The sequence below is a fragment of the Nonlabens sp. genome (assembly GCF_047636915.1).
Lineage (GTDB): Bacteria > Bacteroidota > Bacteroidia > Flavobacteriales > Flavobacteriaceae > Nonlabens.
The window spans coordinates 19,994-37,389 of the sequence record NZ_JBLIGN010000020.1; the positions used below are offsets into that span (position 1 = coordinate 19,994).

Consider the following 17,396-nt stretch of genomic DNA (forward strand, 5'->3'; position numbering starts at 1 on the left):
ATGAGAGTTCTTATATCCCTTATTGCCGTTGCGGCTGTTATGATTTCTTGTACCGAAAAACCCGCTGTTCCGCAGGAATGGCAGTTTGAAAAAACCATTGACCTAGATGGTATCAACCCCATAGGCATCGCTATGGACGGCAACGATATTTTTTTAAGCGATGGCGATCACAATCGGGTGGTTCAAGTAAGTGAAGGTGGTGCTATTCTATTCGAAATGGACGGTTTTGAACGTCCTATGCATATCCAATTTGGAACAGCAGAACATGAAATTACTGATAAACTCACCACATCTATGCTTCAAGAACGAGCGCTATTTATACCAGAATACGGTCGTGATTCGATTGCTGTGATGAGACGTAACAAAATAGATTACCTAGTTTTACAAGATTCATTAGATGCGCCAGCAGCAATAAGTGTTTACAAAAATGAAATGGCCATTGCAGACTTCTACCCCAATCGGGTATTGTATTACAATGGTACCGACTGGATAAGCATAGGTACCGAAGGTAAAAAACTAGGCCAACTTTATTACCCTACTGATGTTCAAATCACAGAAAAGTACATCTTTGTGGCAGATGCTTACAACCATCGCGGTCAGGTATTTGATAAAACAGGAAAAGGAGTCGCCTTTATAGGTGTTGATCAAAAGATGAATGCCACTACAGGAATTTATGTAAGTGATCAAGAGATATTTCTAACTGATTTTGAAAACGGTCGTGTATTGATTTTTGATATGGAATATCAATTGAAGCAAATTCTAGAAACAGGAGTCCATAAGCCTACAGATATTTACGTAAAAGAGGATGTTCTCTACATTACCAACTATCGTAAAGGGGAGCTCGTAAAATACCTGCTTAAAGAAAAAAACGATGTGTAAATCAGGTGTTTTATGGCTACTCATTCTCGCAACAAGTATAGCGAGTTGTAATGATAAAAAAAACATAGACAGCACCGTAAAACACCAAGGCACTTTGAAACAAATTATGTCTGGAAATCTAGAGGCGACAGCGTCTCTAGATTCTTTACAAAGTTTGCCTCATCTTTATGCTCTGGGTGCTTTAGAACATCTAGAAGGAGAAATTCAAGTGTTTGACGGCATCTCCTATGTAAGTAAATCCGGGGCAGCTGCTAGTGTTGTGCTGGAATCAACATTTGACCATAAAGCTGCTTTACTCGTGTATGCTCAAGTTCCAGAATGGAGCGAAGCAATTACATTGGAACGTTTTTCTGAAAACTCCGCATTAGAAAAGCAAATTAAAACTGCTGCGATCCTCCAAGGAATAGCAGTAGAACAGCCATTTCCATTTTTATTAAAAGGAACAGCGGCAACTTTAGACTGGCATGTGATCAAATGGGTAAAAGGCGATACTCTTCACAACCATAAAAAGCACAAAACAAACGGGGCACAAGGAGCTTTAGAAAATCGCGACGTAGAGGTGATCGGTTTTTATTCTGAAAACCACCAAACTGTTTTTACCCACCACTCTACCTTCCTACACCTGCATTTTAAAACAGATGATCCACAGGTTGTTGCCGGTCATGTAGATGGACTTACAGGTGATCAATTGCAACTTTACCTACCTCAACCTCAATGAAACATACGTATCAAATATCTGGAATGACCTGTAACGGCTGTCGCAGCGATGTGGAGAAAAGACTCCACGCTGTTCCCGGTGTAAAAGAAGCCATGGTAACTTTAGAAAATGAACAAGCCGTGGTACTTATGGATACCTTTATAGCAGTGGATATATTTCAAAAAGCATTGCCTAAAAAGTATTCTGTTACTGAAAAAGAGAATGTTTTTAAGAGTTCCGCTTTCGATAAAACAGCACCTCTAAAATCAAAGTTAGCGCAACTTAAACCTTTGTTCTTGATACTGGGCTATATAAGCATTGCAACAATTTTACTCCATTATCAAAGAGAAAACTGGAATGGCGCCATGCTGGATTTTATGGGATTGTTCTTTATAGTCTTTAGCTTTTTTAAAATGCTGGATGTACAAGGCTTTTCAAAAAGCTTTGGTATGTATGATCCGCTGGCTAGAATAATTCCTGTTTATGGATGGATTTACCCTTTCATAGAAACGGCTCTTGGATTCATGTTCTTAATGAGATTTGAGGTGGATATAGCCTTGATCGCTACTTTAGTAATTTTAGGAATCACCACCATAGGTGTTTCTCAAACATTACTCAATAAAAAGTCCATCCCATGTGCCTGTCTTGGGACCGCCCTAAAATTACCTATGACCGAAGCGACTTTTATAGAAAACGTCCTTATGATTGTTATGGGTATTTTTATGTTGTTTTAAGGATTCTAGAAAGCGGCTAGGCTTATTATTGATCTCGCTTTTTCAAAAGTGAGATCAACAACAAATACCTACTTTTCACTTCTTTCTCTAACTCTTTTATACAGCTTGAAAAGAAGCATGAGAATGACAGCAAAAACTACAAGACCGAAGAGTCCATAAACCCAGTTGATGGCGCTTTTGAGAATTACTAAAAACACCACTGCAAATAGAATAAGAATGGCTCCTTCGTTATAGATACGCATGCCGTTTGACGTCCACTTTACGACATCATTTTGAAGCTCTTTTTGAATAAATTGAGTTTTTATTTGATAGATGAAAAGCAATGCGACAAACCCAAGTTTCACATGCATCCAAGGTTCTTGTAACCATCCAGGCACAAGAATCAACAACCACACGGCAAACAGAGTTGCTAGGACAGCACTAGGCCAAGTGATGATGTACCACAACCTGCTGGTCATGATCTTAAGTTGTTGAAGCAAGATGCTTTTTTCAGGTTCTGGCTTTGCATGCGCTTCAATTTGATATACAAATAAACGCGGTATATAAAACAAGCCTGCAAACCAGGTGATAACAAAAATAAGATGTAGGGATTTGATATAATTATATTCCATAAAGACAATACAAATTTAGGCAATTAATACCAAGATTTAAGAATCCATAAAACAAGAGATTGATTTTAAAATGAAGTGTCTAAAAATCTATTTATAATTCGGTATTTTTAGTACTTTATATCTCTAATTGAACCGCTTGTTATAAATTAAAATTATTTAAAAAGAGAAACAACCAGAACAACAGCTTTTTTTTATAAGAGAGAGAAAAGAGCCACTTATAATGTGCTTCAAGTCTGTCCTAAATAACCAAAACATCTATACGGACTCTTTTGCTTATTTTCTTTGTTAGAAAACAGTCAAGTACCTTACACCGTTATTACATTTTACACCTATAAAAATAATACCATCACATCGCATAATTAGTCCTTTTTATTTCGTGGCAGACCCTTGGTGAAATGGTAATTAGTGACATTTGCACGCTTAGTATCGCAATAAGTTCCTTCTTTTTATTCTTTCCTGATATATCTTGAATTTAGTACTTTCCCAACTTAAGTCAGTAGTATTATCTTTAAACATTAACATCGCAGCTGTACTTCGATGTATCACCAGGGCATTTTACAGTTAAGCTGGCACCACTGATTCTTTTTATGCGGCAACCTAAAAGCCCGTTGCCCGATAAAAAGGAAGCTCTAACTACCGCAAATAGAATTTGTAAATAGTAAGAACACCTCTACTTCCATTATCTGACATATAAAGGGTAATATTGTAGGCTCAAATAGTGTATATGGAATTCGGTACAGAAACGTTAGATCTGGTGGGTTATGCAGCAAGTGTGGTGGTACTACTTGCTTTTTTTATGAAGAATATCAATACATTGCGTATTGTCAACTCTGTTGGTTGTGTATTGTTTATTATCTATGGTTTGTTATTTGACTTGCCCAACCTGCCTATTATTATAACTAACATAGGCATTCTACTCGTCAATGGATATTATCTATCTTTGAAGAAGGAAGTGCCAAAAGTAAAAGAAGATAAATAAATGAAAATAGGTTTAGCGCTTTCTGGAGGTGGCGTTAGAGGTATCGCCCATGCTGGAGTCATTAAAGCATTGCAAAAACATCGTGTTGAGGTACAGCAAATATCTGGCACAAGTGCGGGAGCCCTAGTAGGTGCTCTTTATGCAAAAGGTGTGTCTGTTGAAGAAATAGTTCATTTCTTTGAAAGATCAAATCTATTTCACCCTAGAACATTTGCTTTTAGACAAGCCGGATTTATTAATTCTTCTGTTTTTACAGATCAAATATCGCAGTATATTCCAGAGAACAGTTTTGAATCTTTACCTATCCCACTGAGCGTTACTGCCACTGATCTACATACCGGAGAGCTTAAAATTTTTAAAAAAGGAGAGCTGTATGTATCTATTTTAGCCAGCGCTGCTTTTCCAGGGATTTTCACTCCTATAGAAATTGATGGAAACACCTATGTAGATGGCGGCGTACTAAACAATTTTCCTATAGATCTCTTAGGTGATTGCGGTATAAGAATAGGTAGTTATGTCAACAAAGTGGACCTTAATAGCCGCAAGTTGAAGCATTCGTATGATGTGGCTGCTAGAGCTTATGCGATTAATCAATACCATCAAGATAAAATAAAATTCAGCCAGTGCGATCTATTGATAGAACCAGATCTATATAATTATGGGTTGTTTAGTTTTAAAGGAATGAAAGAAATTTTTGAGATCGGTTATGAAACAGCTTCTAAACGTTTAGAAACTACAGCCATCTTTGACGGCATTTAAATAAAAAAGCCTTCCATAAAAGAGGAAAGGCCCTGATTTGAATAGAAGATAACTGCTTACTTATAGAATTCTACCGCTCCAATAGCGATATCGTACATGGCCCCTACTATTTTAATATCCCCATCGTCTTCTAACTCTCTTAATACCGGGCTTTCCCTGCGAATTCTCGCGATGGTAAGATCTACGTTTTTAGCAGAAACAGCATCCACAAAATCTAGATTTTTTGAATTGCGTTGTGCTTCTTCCTTAGGTTCCTCTACCGCATAAACAGCTGGTTCGATTTTCTCAATAAGCTTTGTTAAATTTCCTAACCTAGCATGATCACAAGCTCCTTTAATAGCACCACACGAAGTATGCCCTAACACTACTATGAGTTTTGTACCAGCTAGTTTACAAGCAAATTCCATGCTTCCTAAAATGTCTTCATTTACAAAATTTCCAGCTATACGCACGCTGAATATATCGCCTAGTCCTTGATCAAAAACTAACTCTGCAGAAACACGAGAATCTATACAACTCAAAATAATAGCAAACGGAAACTGTCCATCTCGAGTGTCGTTAATTTGCTGTAGTAAATTACGGTTTGCTTTTAAATTATTTTGAAATCTCTCGTTACCCTCCTGCAAAAACTGGAGTGCTTTCTCTGGAGTCATTGTCGATTGGGATTCTTTAGTATGTACTTTCATTACTTATACCTTTTAAATTTAAATTTGTCTTGCTTTGGCCTCAATTTGAAGAACTCTGTAAAACTAGCTGGATTTTCTACTATACCCCTTTCTGAAATCAATTTGATATCAATCTCTCTATTAATGGCCTTTTCTCTGAAGTCATCTAAAATTTCTACCACATCATAATCCAAATAGCTAGTATTTCTTACATCCAGTTCCAGAAAAGTGTTTCTCGGTAGACTATCTAGCTCTCTTAAAATGGTAGCTTTATTAAAGAATGTAACCTCTTCTGCAAGAATCATTTTAACTTCATGTTTTCCTGAATCATCGCTTTCTACGGCATGAAGAAAATGAGAGTTTTGATAACTTTGGAAAAGTGTAATGATTATTCCTAATGAGAGACCAACTCCTACCCCTAATAAGAAATTAAATTGTAACAATAATACGGTCACAATAAAAGGAATAAACTGACGCCATCCAGAACTCCACATTTGTTTAAACACACTAGGCTTTGCTAGCTTATATCCTACAATAAGTAATATCGCGGCAAGAACTGATAAGGGAATCTTATTCATAAGAGTCGGTATTAAAATAACCGATGCTAGTAATAGAAAACCGTGCAAAATAGCACTCATTTTAGTTCTTCCACCAGATTGAATATTGGCACTACTCCTTACGATTACTTGTGTTATTGGAAGACCGCCTATAAAACCAGAAGCTACATTTCCAACCCCTTGCGCTATTAATTCTTTATTAGTAGGAGTTACTCTTTTAAGAGGATCTAATTTATCAGTAGCCTCAACGCATAATAAGGTCTCTAAGGAAGCAACTATGGCTATCGTAAACCCTGTGATAATTACATCTACATTTCCTATCTGGCTAAAATCCGGGAATTTAAATTGTCCAATAAAGGAATCAAAACCGTCTGGAACTGGGACATTTACTAAATGCTCTTCTGATATGTTCCAGTACCCCACGTCTCTAGTTAGGACATAATAAATAATCCCAATCACGACCGCTACTAGAGGACCTTGTATAATTTCAAAAAGTTTTGATTTGCCCTGAAGCACATTGCTCCATAACAATAGAATCGCAAGAGCTATAACTCCTATAAGCGTGGCCCCTGGGCTTATGTATTCTCCTATATGTACGATCTCGGTGAAGGTGTTTTCCCCATCTATTTGATAGAAATCCCAATCGCCTTCTGGATCTTTATCTAATCCAAAAAAGTGAGGGATCTGCTTCAAAAATATAATAATTCCTATTCCCGTTAGCATTCCCTTAATTACGGAAGAAGGGAAGTAATAACCTATAATCCCCAATTTTAAAATCCCAAAAATAATCTGAATCAAACCACCTATTACGACAGCGACTAAAAATATCTCAAAACCACCTAAATCAGTAATCGCAACCGCTACGATTGCTGCAAGGCCGGCTGCTGGACCACTTACACCTAATTGCGACCCACTCCACGAACCTACCAGAATTCCTCCAATAATACCTGAGATAAGCCCAGCAAATGGTGGTGCTCCACTGGCTAGAGCGATACCTAAACAAAGTGGTAAGGCGACAAAAAACACGACAATACTTGCCGGTATATCTTTTTTTAAATTTTTAAACGGATTTGATGAATGCATAAAATAATTGGTGTCCCTTAAGACAAAGGGACTTTGAAAACTGGCCTAAATAAGAAGGCTAGAGAATGAAAAATAGGAATTGAAAAAAATTCTGAGAATTGCTATGCAAGGAATTCTGGAGGCGGAATCAATATTTCTTGAGAATGACTTACCCAAAGATTTTGAGTAAAATATTTAGAACTATCCTGAAAGAGATCTTGGTTCAAAAATTTTGTTTGCAGAAGGCTCCATAAAGTTTTTTCTTTCTCGAGTTCTGTATTGGTCTTTTCTTCTACTTCTTTCTCTCCATCTATATCCATATCTGAATCTAAGATATAGCTGGTATCATTCATATTCAAACATATTTCTATTACTGGCTGGATAAATAGCAAGCCACAAATGAGCAACATTCCTAAATGTTGCATAATTCGAGCCTGCTTGAAAATCGGTGCCATATGATGTTGAATTACTATTTTTGAAATATAAACAAAAATAATAACTTGCATAAAATATATTAATGTATACCTAAAGTTTTAACATAATATTTTAAGTGCGGAAAGAGCAAAAAAAAGGGAGCTTCTTTCGAAGCTCCCTTTTTAAATTTGACATACTCTAATCTTCCGATGGAATAGGAATACCTAATTCCATAGCAACATCCTTACTTACATTCGTTTCTTCGGTCGCATAAGCTACGGCATTAATATCTACGATGACTTTGTACCCTCTTGCAGTGGCCACTTTTTTGATAGCTTCATTAAGTTTCTTAGTAATAGGACCTATTAATTTATTTTGCTTTTCTCCTAACTTTAACTCTGCTAGTTTTTTACCGTTTAATAATTCAGTCTCTATCGCACCAGCTTGAGACTTATAAATTTCTACTTCTTTATTAAAAGCAACCTCATCTGTTGCAGTCTGAGATAATTCCTGAACTTGCTTTTGCAGCGCTGCCATTCTCTCTCTTGCATTAGTTTCTGCTTTTTTTGAGTCTGCCTCCAGTAAAGCGGCTAATTTGTTAATTTCCTCTTGTGCTTTTTGAAATTCTGGCATGGATTGTAAAATAGCCTCTGAAGCGACATAACCAGTTTGTGCTATTGCTGTTCCAGCTGCTAGGAATACTACTAAAAGTAATTTTTTCATTTTTCTTTAAATTAAGATGTGCAATATAGTTAAGTCCATTTACACTTTTGGATATATTTACGGTTCACTTTTCAACTATTGGACCAATTATAAGCAGATAAGTGTTAATAAGTGTTATTGTTGCTCCTATATCGCTTTCGCGAAGGCGAAACAAAAACATTTCAGAAACCTGTACGTAACTTACTTCTCACAAATGTAACGGCGGCTGGTTGACTGACCTCAACGCTAACACGTTCCCTATTCCAACCTTTTAACAATAAATCAATTGGAAAGAAACTTAAATATCCCGCATCATGAAAACCTGCTGCTTCTAAATTAGTAACAGTTGAGAGCCGCTATCTCAATTCTAAATAATTCTCCTTGCCAGTTTTGTTAACGTCGTATGATGGATCTTTTTGTTCCTTCACTAAAGAGTCTCCTCAAAAATTGACGGCATAACCACAAATGTTCCAACTTACTCATACAAGGTCGTTTCCCGTATTTGGATTCATAAGTAAAAGACCTGTGTTTTTTATTCCATAAAGTGCAGCTGCCGCATCTCTCTTCCATATCAGAGATCCATTGGCCATTTGTCACAACTACTGTTGAACATCACGTGCAAAAATCTGCCACTACTACAACTCAATTATAAAAACACAGATAAACAGATCAGCGGTGCTTACCAATGGTGCTCTTACTGAAACGACACCACTAACAACTAACCAAAATGGCATTAAATTTTTAACCCTATAAATTTCTTTAAAAATAGGATTTTAGGTTTTTTATAAATTCCTCATAAGTTACATAAATGTTAAATTTAGAAGTCACTCCATTTTCTAATTTACCTTTAAAACTAAAATTGAGACCATGAAAAAATGTATGCTTTTTATCGCTGTATGCTTTAGTATTGTAGCAACAGCACAATACAATATCGTTTATAATCTAGAGAAAGGTGGCGTTTACCCGCAAAATCAAACTGTTGTCAGTGAACAAAATCAAATTATTAATGGCATGCCCCAAGAGATTAGCACTACCGTTTCTACCGAGTCCGATTATATAGTACAGGATATTAAAGAGGGTGTTTATTATATAGATATTATGGTAAAAAAAATGTCTAATACAACTAAAACTGCGATGGGGCGTGAAATAATCGCTTCCGATGGCCCCGTTTCTAACCCCATGAATAAGTTGTTTAACAACATGACTACATACCCCATTAAAATCACCATGAATAATAAGGGAGAACTATTAAGTTTTGATAATAGTGCTCAACTAAAAAATATGACAGAAGGTGTGGATCTGCCAGAAATGCAATTAGCCCAATTAGAAGGAACCATGAAAAAGGAAATGAGTGCAGAAAAACTGACTTCAAATTACAGCCAATTGACTCAAATATTACCGAAAACCGAAGTGTCTATAGGAGCTTCTTGGAGTAAAAAGATAACTATTAACTCTATAGTTCCATTTGAATCTACTACGACATTTACCTTGGAAAGTGTTAGCGATGAGTTTTATACCATAAGTACCACGGCCACTATTGCAACATCAGAAAACGAAGAATCAGACGTAATGGGTATGAAAGCAAAATGCAATCTTGCCGGACCCTTAAAAGGAACTTATATTATCGATAAAAATACAGGATGGATCAGTTCCGCCAACTTAGAGCAACAACTTGACGGAAATATTACCTTTGAGAAATCGGAAATGATGCCTCAAGAAATGAAGATCTCCATGACCTCTAAAACAAGTACAACTATAAAGTAAGAACATACAAAATATTCAAAAGCCGTTTAGGAATCAATTTTCTTAAACGGCTTTTTTAGTATCGTACAAGGTTATTTCTTACGGCGTCTGTTCACACCTTTATCACCTCGAGTTTTAGGCTTTTTATATTTAGCCGCTATGATGCGGCGGTAACTACCGCCTTCATTACTCTTAGAATTCTTCTCGCTTTTTTCATGAAAAGCTTCCCCTCGCTGATCTTCAATAACCTTATGCGGATTGAATATCTCACGAACAATAGTCTTCTCCTCCGGAGTTTTTTGAGTAGAAATCTCTACTTCATCAGGAAAAGCAAGTTCTGGAATCTTGTAATCCATCAACTCTTCTATCCTGTCCTTATCATCCTTTTCACCGTCTGTATAGAATAAAATAGACCTTCCTTTTTCCTCTGCACGACCAGTTCTTCCTATACGATGCATGTAATTTTCTGGAAATGAAGGTACATCTATATTTATTACATGGGAGATTTTATCTAGATCCAGACCACGAGCCATAACATCTGTAGAAACTAGGATGCGGCTAGCACCGCTATCAAAAAGTTCAATAGAACGCAATCTATAATTTTGTGTCTTGTTAGAATGTATCACAGATACCTCACCACCGTAATGTGGGCTCATTACTTCTTGAAGTCTATCAGCACTTTTCTTATTCCTTACAAATACGAGTACTTTATGAAATCTCGCGCGATCGCTCACCAGTTCCATGAGCAAATTTGCTTTGGTGTAAAAATTCTCCACCGCATAACAAGTTTGATCTATATTTTCTAATCTTGTTCCAGAAACGGCAATAGATATCTTTTCTGGGTTATAGAAATATTCTCTTATAAAATCTTCAATCTGATCTGTCATCGTTGCAGAGAACATGATATTCTGGCGACGTTTAGGGAGATGATCAAAAATATTGGTCAGCTGAAATCTAAAACCTAAATCCAGCATCACATCTACCTCATCGATCACTACTTTTTTACAGTTCTTGAAATTTACGGTTTGACTTACGATGAGATCGTACAATCTTCCAGGCGTAGCAACAAGCACATCAACCCCATCAGCATAAGCCTTCTTTTGCGTATTGATATTGGTACCACCATAAATACCCAATACACGCAAATTCATGTATTTTGAATACTCCTCAATGTTTTGAGTTACCTGCACCACCAGTTCCCGTGTAGGAACTAAAACCAAGACTCTAGGGTCGTCCACTTTAGCATATTTAAGCTCGTGAAGTAAGGGCAACATATAACCTAATGTCTTACCGGTTCCCGTTTGGGCGATTCCTATCATGTCACGACCAGAAAGCACCACTGGAAAAGCCTCTTCCTGAATAGGGGTCATGGTATCAAAACCTAATTCCTCAATTCCATTCTGTAAGGGTGTTTTAAGGTTCAGATCTACAAAAGATTTCATACTTGAAAATTTTTGCAAAGATACGTATTTATGACGACGGTAATTATGACGACAAATGACAAAACGAGAACGCTGTGCTGCAAGAATCAAGATTCACGATTCAAGACAAAAAGAATAGCGACAGACTGGTTCGTTGATCGCTGCGCTAACATCTTTGCTGACTACAGACGAATAACCAAAGACCTTAGATCGCTTTTGCTGCGCAAAATCTAAATACACAAGAGTCAAAAGACTACAGGCTCAAAATGTAAGTCTAAAATTCCTTCCCTTTGGAAAGGTTGGAATGAGCTGCGATGCAGGAAAAACTGTACAGACAACAATCCCTATTCAGCAATAAAAACGCCAGTTGTCAATCGTCAATTCCCCCGATATTTTTAGAAAGAAAAGCGGACAGTCGGCCGTGAAAAGTTTTATAAATTAAAACAGTCGGTTGTCGATAGTCAACATATAGATCGTCAGTCGTTGAAATTTTTGTGACACAAAAAACAGTCAATCGTCAACAAGAAAGTATCTTTGCAATATGCATTTAAGAAACATACACAGGTACGGTTACGACTTTCAAAAACTAACCCTTACTCACGCTGAATTAGAAAAACATCTTGTTAAAGGTCCTACTGGCGCACTGACTATAGATTTTAGTGATGCCACTTCCATCTTAGAATTCAACACGGCTCTTTTAAAACACCATTATAAGGTGAAATACTGGAGGCTTCCTGAAGGTTCTCTCTACCCACCCATACCTGGTCGTGCAGACTATATCCATCATATTTCAGACCTTATTGGGAAAGGAATAAAAACGGGACTGGACATAGGTTGTGGTGCAAGTGCTATTTACCCCATTCTGGGAAACAATATTTACGATTGGAAAATGGTAGGCTGCGATGTGGATAATGAAAGTGTTGCTTTTGCAAAAAAAAACACCTTAAAAAATGATGCAATAGAAATACGCCATCAAGTTAACAAAGGCAATATATTAAAAGGGGTCATTCTTGAAGGAGAAAACTATGATTTCACGATATGTAATCCGCCTTTTTATGCCAGTGAGGAAGAAGCTGTAAAAGCAAATATGGATAAGCAAAGAAAGCTAGGCACCTACGAAGAGCGACGCAACTTTGCCGGCCATGCTGGCGAACTTTGGTGTAACGGTGGCGAAGCCCTTTTTATAAAGCGCATGATTAAAGAATCAGTGGCTTATAAAAGTCAAGTAGGGTGGTTTACTTGTTTGCTTTCGCGAAAGCAAAACCTCAAAAAACCTGTAAAACAATTAGAAAAGCTTAAAGCAGAAATTAAAGTGATAGAAATGAGTACTGGCCATAAGGAATCGCGCTTTGTAGCTTGGAGATTTAAGAGTTAGAAAAGACTAAATATTTCTAAACCAGACACTTCTATAAACTTCGTGAAAACAAGTTAAACACAGGGGGTTGAAACACAAATACCTCTGAGTGAAACGTAAAATCTCACTGTACCGATTTGATATTCTGGAGGGAATAATTTATTTAAATTAGTAGCATCAGCTGAAGTTTAAGTAAGGTGAAATGCTTAAATTTAATTATAGATTGAAGAAGATAAATGGACGATAAGACAATTCAAAATTTACGTGAAGCGCTGGAATTTTCTCCAGACAATATCCCATTGAGATTACACCTCGCAGAATCTCTGAGACTGGGTAACATGCTAGACGAGGCCGAGGAAGAATACGAAATTATTCTACAGTACAAGGCTGAGCCTAAAGCGAGAATAGGACTTGCGCTCATTTCCTATAAACAAAAGAACTACTCTAAAGCAATTGTGATCTTAGAAAGCCTGATCCAAGAAGGAAATAAAGACCTGGACACGCATTTGTTTTACAGTCGTGCACTCGTTAGATCTAATGATACCAGCCAGGCCATAGATGCATATCAGGAATTACTGAAATTTCATCCTGACTTCAGCGATGATGAATTAGATAAGCAATTGAGAATGTCCTCTAACGAAACTGGAGATTATGAGGAGGATGACGACGACTACGACGATGATTATGACGACGGATTCAATGAATCCAGCATTTTTATAGAAAAGCCAGAAATCAGTTTTAAGGATGTAGGTGGCATGGAAAATGTAAAACGTGAGATCGATTTGAAGATCGTTCAACCCCTACTCCATCCAGAAATTTACAAAGCTTACGGTAAAAAAATAGGTGGTGGTATTTTACTTTACGGTCCTCCAGGATGTGGTAAGACCTACATTGCAAAAGCAACTGCTGGACAAATAAACGCTAAATTTATTTCCCTAAACCTCAACGATATTCTCGATATGTGGATTGGTAATTCTGAAAAGAACCTACACCGCATTTTTGAAGTCGCTAGAAATAATACTCCTTGTGTGCTTTTTATAGATGAAATCGATGCACTGGGTGCAAGCCGCAGCGATATGAAACAAAGTGCGGGGAAAAATTTGATCAATCAGTTTTTACAAGAGTTGGATGGGATTTCTAATGATAATGAAGGCCTTTTAATTCTGGGCGCGACGAACATGCCCTGGCACCTGGATACCGCTTTCCGTCGTCCGGGAAGATTTGATCGCATCCTTTTTGTGCCGCCGCCAGATGCGCTAGCACGTGAAGCCATATTTGACTTAAAACTGGAAGAAAAACCTACTAAAGACATCGATACCAAAGCACTTGCTAAAAAAGCTCCAGAATATTCTGGTGCAGACATTGAAGCAGTAATCGATATAGCGATAGAAAATAAATTAGAAGATGCTATCAGGTCGGGCATACCTGAACCACTGACTACAAAAGATCTTTTAAAATCATTAAAACAACATAAACCCAGCACCAAAGAATGGTTTACGACTGCAAAAAACTTTGCTGTATATGCTAACGAGTCTGGACTTTATGATGACATCCTTCATTACTTAAAGATTAAAAAGTAATGACAGAAGCTTTATACGAAAGAGCCTATTTGCTCTACCAGCAAAGAAGGTATTCTCAATCAGAAGATCTATTAAACCAAGCACTTACACAGGACCCTAATAGCATATCCTGTCTACACTTACTTGCCGAGGTTAATCTTGCTCTAGACGATCCTAAAAAGGCAAAACATTTTATAGACATCGCTATCGGTATGGATCCATCTATAGACTTTTTGTTTGCCACTAAGGCAAGAGTCATGTTAGATGTAGAACGGTATGATGAAGCTGAGGAATTATTAAAACAGGCCATCCACCTCAATGCGCAGGAGCCTCAAAATTATGCGATGTTGGGTTATGTCTCGCTTTCGCGAAAGCGGTATAAAGAAGCAGAGCAACTCTCTGAAAAAGCTCTTTCACTAGATCCTTCCAATTTACTGGCGTTGAACACCAAAGGAACTGCTCAGTTAAAACAAAATAAAAGAACCGAATCTGAAGAAACCTTAAAAGGTGCGCTAGGAGAAAACCCAGAAGATTCTAATACCCATACAAATTACGGCTGGAACAAACTGGAAATGGGAGAACACAAAGCTGCCTTAGGACATTTCAAAGAAGCATTGCGTTTTAACCCGAACAATTCTTATGCACAAGCAGGAATGATGCAGGCATTACAGGCACGGTATTTTGTGTACAGGTGGTTTTTAAAGTATCAATTTTGGCTGGGTAATATGGGTGCAAAATACCAATGGTATTTTATCATAGGCTTTTATGTTGGAACTCAAGCGCTAAGTTATGTAGCCGAAACTATTCCTGCTTTATCAGCCTTTCTTACTCCAGTTGTCATACTACTCGCACTAATAGCTATAAGTACTTGGGTTATCGGGCCACTTTCTAAATTGCTTTTCAGTTTTAATGCCTATGCCAAATTCTTACTGGGTAAAAAAGAAAAGCAAGCGGTTGTCTTTACAGCTGCGTGTCTGTTCATTTCATTAACAGGGGTTGCAATTTACTTTGTAGCATTAGATTTCAGGTTTTTAATGGTTGCAGTTGCTGGGCTTATTTTAATGATTCCTTGGAGCATGTTTTACCAAGAGACTCAACCTAAATTAATGATGCCGCTAGCTGCTGGAATAATGACCCTAATAGCAGTAGCAGCCTTTTATAAAAGCTTTACTTCTGATGATGTGATGAATGTTTTTGTTACTGCCTTTTTAATTAGCTTTTTTGCATTCCAATGGTTTGCAAATGCGGTGATTATCAAAAGAAGTAATATTTGAAGTTGATGGCGATTAGGGAAATTAGATGATAGATTATGGACAAAAGACTAGCTCATTGATCCCTGCGCTGACCACTTTGCTGACGACTGAATAGCTGATCACCAAAGGCAGCCTTTTATTTTCCTAAACAAATGACTTTTGGATCGCAGTACCATGCCAAATTTTGTCGGGATTCATAAGGAATAGCGGCATATAAAAATATCGAGAACATATACTGGATTCCGAATACATCTCGACAAAAGACTAACTCATTGATCGCTTTGCTTGCCCCTTTTCTGAGAAGGGACGTAGGACAAATTTTTATTGCTGTTTTATCTTTTTTCTTCTCAAAGTCCTATTTGGAAGAAGTAATCAGGAAATTTTCCTGTGCTGAGTTTATCGAAGTGTAGAAGCGGGGAAATTTAATTCGCGTATGAATTAAATAAGTCGTTTTACCGCACTGCAACTATAAAACGTGCCTAAATAAATTTGGAACAAAACAGAGATTCAAATATGCTCTGATAAATTAGCCACCAACACTCGTTTATGATTGAAAGTTGTAGATCCCGATTTTATGGTCTTATTTTCTGAAAGGATAAAAGTATGGAAAGTTGTTTGTATCTTCTCGACTACCTAAGAAATAAGATTATGTTCGGATTATTTAAAAAGAAAAGTGAGATGGAAAAATTGCAAGAGCACTATGAAAAACTCATGAAGGATTACCATACACTTTCCACAACAGATCGCACTGCCAGCGACAAAGCTTATGCAGCAGCTGATGAGATCGGTAAAAAAATGGATGCGTTGAAATAAGTTTTTGGTTATCGTGTTTTGATTGAATTATACCTCTTTAATCCAAATAGATCCTCAGAAGTAATGGCTTAATTTTGAATAACAAAAAAAGATATTCAAAACTTAATCTGAAGATGTTTTTTAAAATAAAAAAGTAAAACTTTTAGTTCTTAAATCCCAAATTCATATTTCACACGTACACCAACCGTGTTAAGAGTAACCTTATCAAAGAATGGTTTACCAGTAGACTGCTGTGCTGCGCTTAAACTACTGTTATTGATAAAATCTGTAGTCATATTGGTATTGTAATCTAAGAGACTGGAATTGTTGCTTTTTAATATGTCATTGAGTCCATATTCTACAAAAGCCCCAAAATAAACCCAACGACCAGAACCAAAGTTTTCTTTAACTCCTACTTCTAAGAAGGCGTTGAAGCTATTATTTATTTCTAAATCATTTTCACCAAATTCAATATTCTCAAAAGTACCAAAACCAGCAAATCTAGGAGCAGTAAGTTCAGCATTAAACCTTTCATAATACCCACTAGTTGTTAGACTATTGGCGCTTCCTTTTGACTTTGGACTTAGAAAAAGATTTGCATTAGCTCCTATTTTTGAATAGAATCGTGTCTGGTTTCCATTAGACTCGTATTGAACTGCGATAGGAATAGAGAGCACGGTGCTTCTTTGAGTTTCTGAATACTGTTCTAGACGGTATCTAAATTCAAAGTTTTCACCTTCAGTATCTACGGCATCTACTTGATCGCTATAGGTATCTATATTTGTACTGGTTTGCAAGTAACTCAGACCTAAGCCTGAGTGAATATTCCAGTTTTCATTGAGAGCATAAGAAATACCGAAATTAATTCCTGCCCCAGGTTGATAACTGGTATTTAACAGTCCATTATCAGCATTCAACTCTGCAAAAATTAACTGTGCACCCACTGAGGCTTTCCAATCAGATTGAGCAAAAGAACTATACATACTTGTTAGAGCAACAAATAGTAGCGATAAACGCAAAATTCTTTTTTTAAGAGGGCTCATATATTTAAGGTTTATTTTATTTGTTTTCATATCAGAGTGGTCCGATTAGTTTTTGATAAAGTTTACTGATACCGTTCTTTGAGAAGTCGCTAAAACCACTCTATAAAGTCCTACTGGAAGACTTGGCGATAGGCTTACTGATGAGTCAAATCCTTGTACTGGCAACGTTTTA

At 37.0% G+C, this 17,396-nt stretch carries 17 protein-coding genes; 10 read left to right on the top strand and 7 right to left on the bottom strand.

Annotation, left to right across the window (positions count from 1 at the left end; translation table 11 throughout):
- Genes ACJAT0_RS05195 through ACJAT0_RS05205 form a run of 3 tightly spaced genes read left to right on the top strand, consistent with a single transcriptional unit; the run spans position 1 to position 2,310 of the window.
- A complete protein-coding gene (locus ACJAT0_RS05195; RefSeq protein WP_415180790.1) occupies positions 1-879 on the top strand; it encodes a hypothetical protein in 879 nt (292 codons plus the stop codon).
- Positions 872-1,597, top strand: coding sequence for an acetolactate decarboxylase (locus ACJAT0_RS05200; protein ID WP_415180791.1), 726 nt, complete (start codon positions 872-874; stop codon positions 1,595-1,597). The genes ACJAT0_RS05195 and ACJAT0_RS05200 overlap by 8 nt, the downstream gene beginning before the upstream one ends.
- A complete protein-coding gene (locus ACJAT0_RS05205) occupies positions 1,594-2,310 on the top strand; it encodes a heavy-metal-associated domain-containing protein (RefSeq protein ID WP_415180792.1) in 717 nt (238 codons plus the stop codon). The genes ACJAT0_RS05200 and ACJAT0_RS05205 overlap by 4 nt, the downstream gene beginning before the upstream one ends.
- Before the next feature lie 68 nt (positions 2,311-2,378).
- Here the strand turns inward: ACJAT0_RS05205 and ACJAT0_RS05210 are convergent, their stop codons facing one another.
- Positions 2,379-2,921 carry a CopD family protein gene (locus ACJAT0_RS05210; RefSeq protein ID WP_415180793.1) on the bottom strand — a complete coding sequence of 181 codons (543 nt, stop codon included), beginning with the start codon at positions 2,919-2,921 and terminating at the stop codon, positions 2,379-2,381.
- Positions 2,922-3,645: 724 nt separating this feature from the next.
- On the opposite strand from ACJAT0_RS05210, the gene ACJAT0_RS05215 reads away from it, so the two are divergent.
- Entirely contained in the window at positions 3,646-3,900 is a 255-nt protein-coding gene (locus tag ACJAT0_RS05215; protein WP_415180794.1) for a uroporphyrinogen decarboxylase, read from the top strand.
- Positions 3,901-4,659 (top strand): patatin-like phospholipase family protein, encoded by a 759-nt coding sequence (locus ACJAT0_RS05220; RefSeq protein ID WP_415180795.1) that lies wholly within the window; start codon positions 3,901-3,903, stop codon positions 4,657-4,659.
- Between the two features lie 56 nt (positions 4,660-4,715).
- Here the strand turns inward: ACJAT0_RS05220 and ACJAT0_RS05225 are convergent, their stop codons facing one another.
- The 4 genes from ACJAT0_RS05225 to ACJAT0_RS05240 form a co-directional block, all read right to left on the bottom strand.
- Positions 4,716-5,345 (bottom strand): carbonic anhydrase family protein, encoded by a 630-nt coding sequence (locus tag ACJAT0_RS05225; RefSeq protein WP_415180796.1) that lies wholly within the window; start codon positions 5,343-5,345, stop codon positions 4,716-4,718.
- Positions 5,345-6,964 (bottom strand): SulP family inorganic anion transporter, encoded by a 1,620-nt coding sequence (locus ACJAT0_RS05230; protein WP_415180797.1) that lies wholly within the window; start codon positions 6,962-6,964, stop codon positions 5,345-5,347. The genes ACJAT0_RS05225 and ACJAT0_RS05230 overlap by 1 nt, the downstream gene beginning before the upstream one ends.
- Before the next feature lie 101 nt (positions 6,965-7,065).
- Entirely contained in the window at positions 7,066-7,449 is a 384-nt protein-coding gene (locus ACJAT0_RS05235; RefSeq protein WP_415180798.1) for a hypothetical protein, read from the bottom strand.
- Between the two features lie 106 nt (positions 7,450-7,555).
- On the bottom strand, positions 7,556-8,080 hold the full coding sequence (locus tag ACJAT0_RS05240; protein ID WP_415180799.1) for an OmpH family outer membrane protein: 525 nt from the start codon (positions 8,078-8,080) through the stop codon (positions 7,556-7,558).
- A gap of 846 nt (positions 8,081-8,926) precedes the next feature.
- Here ACJAT0_RS05240 and ACJAT0_RS05245 point away from each other — a divergent pair.
- Entirely contained in the window at positions 8,927-9,823 is an 897-nt protein-coding gene (locus ACJAT0_RS05245; RefSeq protein ID WP_415180800.1) for a DUF6263 family protein, read from the top strand.
- A gap of 71 nt (positions 9,824-9,894) precedes the next feature.
- Here ACJAT0_RS05245 and ACJAT0_RS05250 read toward each other — a convergent pair whose 3' ends face one another.
- Positions 9,895-11,244, bottom strand: a complete 1,350-nt coding sequence (locus tag ACJAT0_RS05250; protein WP_374003889.1) for a DEAD/DEAH box helicase — start codon at positions 11,242-11,244, stop codon at positions 9,895-9,897.
- 520 nt (positions 11,245-11,764) lie between these two features.
- Here ACJAT0_RS05250 and rlmF point away from each other — a divergent pair.
- From rlmF to ACJAT0_RS05270, 4 genes are all read left to right on the top strand, one after another.
- Entirely contained in the window at positions 11,765-12,598 is an 834-nt protein-coding gene (rlmF, locus tag ACJAT0_RS05255; protein WP_415180801.1) for a 23S rRNA (adenine(1618)-N(6))-methyltransferase RlmF, read from the top strand.
- Positions 12,599-12,813: 215 nt separating this feature from the next.
- Positions 12,814-14,157, top strand: coding sequence for an AAA family ATPase (locus ACJAT0_RS05260; protein WP_415180802.1), 1,344 nt, complete (start codon positions 12,814-12,816; stop codon positions 14,155-14,157).
- Positions 14,157-15,410 carry a tetratricopeptide repeat protein gene (locus tag ACJAT0_RS05265; protein WP_415180803.1) on the top strand — a complete coding sequence of 418 codons (1,254 nt, stop codon included), beginning with the start codon at positions 14,157-14,159 and terminating at the stop codon, positions 15,408-15,410. Before ACJAT0_RS05260 ends, ACJAT0_RS05265 begins: the two co-directional genes overlap by 1 nt.
- A 627-nt stretch (positions 15,411-16,037) precedes the next feature.
- The gene (locus tag ACJAT0_RS05270; protein ID WP_415180804.1) at positions 16,038-16,202 is read left to right on the top strand and encodes a Lacal_2735 family protein; all 165 of its coding nucleotides are present in this window, start codon (positions 16,038-16,040) and stop codon (positions 16,200-16,202) included.
- Between the two features lie 149 nt (positions 16,203-16,351).
- Here the strand turns inward: ACJAT0_RS05270 and ACJAT0_RS05275 are convergent, their stop codons facing one another.
- Positions 16,352-17,200 (bottom strand): hypothetical protein, encoded by an 849-nt coding sequence (locus ACJAT0_RS05275; protein WP_415180805.1) that lies wholly within the window; start codon positions 17,198-17,200, stop codon positions 16,352-16,354.
- Positions 17,201-17,396 lie beyond the last annotated feature (196 nt).

Bases quoted from the DNA above. Each gene is read 5' to 3' on its own strand.
- ACJAT0_RS05235 (WP_415180798.1), bottom strand. From the start codon at position 7,449: ATGCAAGTTATTATTTTTGTTTATATTTCAAAAATAGTAATTCAACAT.
- ACJAT0_RS05215 (WP_415180794.1), top strand. From the start codon at position 3,646: ATGGAATTCGGTACAGAAACGTTAGATCTGGTGGGTTATGCAGCAAGT.
- ACJAT0_RS05230 (WP_415180797.1), bottom strand. From the start codon at position 6,964: ATGCATTCATCAAATCCGTTTAAAAATTTAAAAAAAGATATACCGGCA.
- ACJAT0_RS05270 (WP_415180804.1), top strand. From the start codon at position 16,038: ATGTTCGGATTATTTAAAAAGAAAAGTGAGATGGAAAAATTGCAAGAG.
- ACJAT0_RS05205 (WP_415180792.1), top strand. From the start codon at position 1,594: ATGAAACATACGTATCAAATATCTGGAATGACCTGTAACGGCTGTCGC.
- ACJAT0_RS05220 (WP_415180795.1), top strand. From the start codon at position 3,901: ATGAAAATAGGTTTAGCGCTTTCTGGAGGTGGCGTTAGAGGTATCGCC.
- ACJAT0_RS05250 (WP_374003889.1), bottom strand. From the start codon at position 11,244: ATGAAATCTTTTGTAGATCTGAACCTTAAAACACCCTTACAGAATGGA.
- ACJAT0_RS05265 (WP_415180803.1), top strand. From the start codon at position 14,157: ATGACAGAAGCTTTATACGAAAGAGCCTATTTGCTCTACCAGCAAAGA.
- rlmF (WP_415180801.1), top strand. From the start codon at position 11,765: ATGCATTTAAGAAACATACACAGGTACGGTTACGACTTTCAAAAACTA.
- ACJAT0_RS05200 (WP_415180791.1), top strand. From the start codon at position 872: ATGTGTAAATCAGGTGTTTTATGGCTACTCATTCTCGCAACAAGTATA.
- ACJAT0_RS05195 (WP_415180790.1), top strand. From the start codon at position 1: ATGAGAGTTCTTATATCCCTTATTGCCGTTGCGGCTGTTATGATTTCT.
- ACJAT0_RS05240 (WP_415180799.1), bottom strand. From the start codon at position 8,080: ATGAAAAAATTACTTTTAGTAGTATTCCTAGCAGCTGGAACAGCAATA.
- ACJAT0_RS05245 (WP_415180800.1), top strand. From the start codon at position 8,927: ATGAAAAAATGTATGCTTTTTATCGCTGTATGCTTTAGTATTGTAGCA.
- ACJAT0_RS05260 (WP_415180802.1), top strand. From the start codon at position 12,814: ATGGACGATAAGACAATTCAAAATTTACGTGAAGCGCTGGAATTTTCT.
- ACJAT0_RS05225 (WP_415180796.1), bottom strand. From the start codon at position 5,345: ATGAAAGTACATACTAAAGAATCCCAATCGACAATGACTCCAGAGAAA.
- ACJAT0_RS05210 (WP_415180793.1), bottom strand. From the start codon at position 2,921: ATGGAATATAATTATATCAAATCCCTACATCTTATTTTTGTTATCACC.